The sequence below is a fragment of the Thermogutta sp. genome, assembly GCF_014359955.1.
Lineage (GTDB): Bacteria > Planctomycetota > Planctomycetia > Pirellulales > Thermoguttaceae > Thermogutta.
The window spans coordinates 1-2,067 of the sequence record NZ_JACIYL010000771.1 but is presented as its reverse complement, the minus strand read 5'-3'; the positions used below and the strand labels follow the sequence as shown (position 1 = coordinate 2,067).

The following is a 2,067-nucleotide window of genomic DNA, read 5'->3' as shown; positions in this document are numbered from 1 at the left end:
GTGATGCTTCCCTCGTAATCGAGGTTCACCTCGGTCAGCGTTGCGCGGTGGATTTTCGACTTGAGCATCAACCTTTGCACGGGAGTCGTCCGCGGTCGTTACAAACAAAAGTTGCAAGATAGGACAAAGCGGTTTGAGGCAGCCTGGAGAACGACGTGCCAGTCTCATTCGAGCCAAAAAAGCCATCCTAATGTATTGTAAACGCCCCCCTGGGACCGGGGCAGCCCCACTCGCGCTGTCAAAATGGCAGCGCACTGCCATTTCGTCTGACAAAAATGGCGCGAAACTCTTGTTTGATCAATTTGTTGAATTAGGTGTAAAGGCGAGTTAGAATTTGGTCAAGTGGTTTTTAAAACGGGAAGCTCGAGTTGGGGAGTAGCTTTTCTAGTCCTGTAGGTTTCAGTTAGGAGTATGGACCATGTGCGTGCAGAGTCTGTTTATGCGCAGTGGCGGCGGTGCGTCAAGCCGGAGGGGTTTTACCCTCGTCGAACTTTTGGTGGTCATCGCCATCATTGGGATTTTGATCGCCTTGCTGTTGCCGGCTGTGCAGGCTGCTCGGGAAGCCGCCCGTCGAAGTCAATGCACGAATAATTTGAAGCAGGTGGCGCTGGCGATGCACAACTATCACGATGTGTACAAGGTCTTTCCGCGCTTCTGTTATCGGCCTATTGATCCGGCTAACCCACCGAATCTCCATTCACACTGGAAGGGCTACAGTATTCATGTCCGATTGCTTCCTTACATTGAGCAGCGGGCACTTTTTGACACGATTCAGACTGTGGGCATGATGCAGGGGCTCGAGTGGTATAACGGGAATGCTCAGTTGGTGGCGGCCCGCAGGACGGTGATTTCCACATATCGTTGCCCGTCTGATTCGGCTTTCCGGGGCAGCGCGGAAACGGGCAACTGCAATTACCTGTTTAGCTTCGGCAGCCATGTCGATTGGGGGTCAATTCAACAAAATGGCTTTGTGCAGCGGGACATGGAAACCACTTTTGCCGATCTCCGAGATGGCGCCAGCAATACCATCATGGCGGGTGAAGGCCTCATCGGAGATAACAATAACTCCGTTTACAATCCTGGCGATGTGGTCAGGGCACAGGCATACAGTGGGTCCACTCGCCTATTCCCCACAGAGGCCGATGTACAGAACTATGGTGTGCAGTGCCAAGGCGGCATCACCAATCATCATAGCCATTCCGGGCGCGATTGGATCGCCCCGATGCCCACGCAAAGCGTCTTCAACACTGTGGCGCCCCCCAATTGGCAGTATCCAACCTGCCAGGAATGTGTTGGATGCGGCTGGATGGATAGTAACGGATTCTTCCCGGCACGCAGCAGGCACCCGGGTGGCGTAAATCATGCCATGGGTGATGGAAGTGTCCGCTTCATTTCCAGCACGATCAATGTGCGGACGTACCAGTACCTTGGTGGTCGAGACGATGGCCAGGCCACCGGAGACCAATGACGCGTACCAGCGTAGGAACGGTGCGCTTTCAGGTCTCAGGGAATAACGATCAACGGGTGCGGGGTATTGCTGATGGCCTCGCACCCGTGTCTGTTTATTTTTGATCCCGTGTCAAATTCTCGAGTCGGCATGCAGGCGTTTGTCCACCATGTTCGGCAATTTCGTGCGGCGGGTAGCGCGCATTCATATTCTTCTTGCCATTCTGGGGTTTCTGGTGGTCATTGTGATTGCCAGGTCGTTTGTAGCCCGTCTGTTCACTGATCCGCTCACGCAGTTGGCTCATCCAAGTAGCAAGGCTGACCCAGAGTTTAAACAAGTCTGGGAACAGGCTCGAACCCTGTTGCAGCAAATTACGCACGCATTTCCCGATGATCCGCAAACTTGGAACTTGGCCGGACAGATTCATTCCAGATTTGGTCGGGCCAGCGATGCCAAAGCGTGCTGGAAACGTTGCCTGGCCATCGATCCGAAGTTTGTGGAGGGCTATCACAGACTCGGTTTTTTGGCGACCGAGGCAGGTGATTTCAAACTTGCCGCTGAATACTACCGACAAGCCTGCAAGGTCGATCCCAACTCGGCTGTTTACCCCACCCTTCTTG

At 53.8% G+C, this 2,067-nt stretch carries 3 protein-coding genes; 2 read left to right on the top strand and 1 reads right to left on the bottom strand.

The window, feature by feature from the left end; all coding sequences use genetic code 11:
- Positions 1-68, bottom strand: a 68-nt coding sequence (locus H5U08_RS19935) for an aspartate 1-decarboxylase (protein ID WP_366494783.1), incomplete at its 3' end; no start/stop codon positions are given.
- A 350-nt stretch (positions 69-418) separates the two neighbouring features.
- Here H5U08_RS19935 and H5U08_RS16815 point away from each other — a divergent pair.
- Together H5U08_RS16815 and H5U08_RS19930 are read left to right on the top strand one after the other, a co-directional pair.
- Positions 419-1,468 (top strand): DUF1559 domain-containing protein, encoded by a 1,050-nt coding sequence (locus H5U08_RS16815; protein WP_297035720.1) that lies wholly within the window; start codon positions 419-421, stop codon positions 1,466-1,468.
- A 148-nt stretch (positions 1,469-1,616) separates the two neighbouring features.
- A partial coding sequence (locus H5U08_RS19930) for a tetratricopeptide repeat protein (RefSeq protein WP_366494782.1) occupies positions 1,617-2,067 on the top strand: 451 nt, incomplete at its 3' end.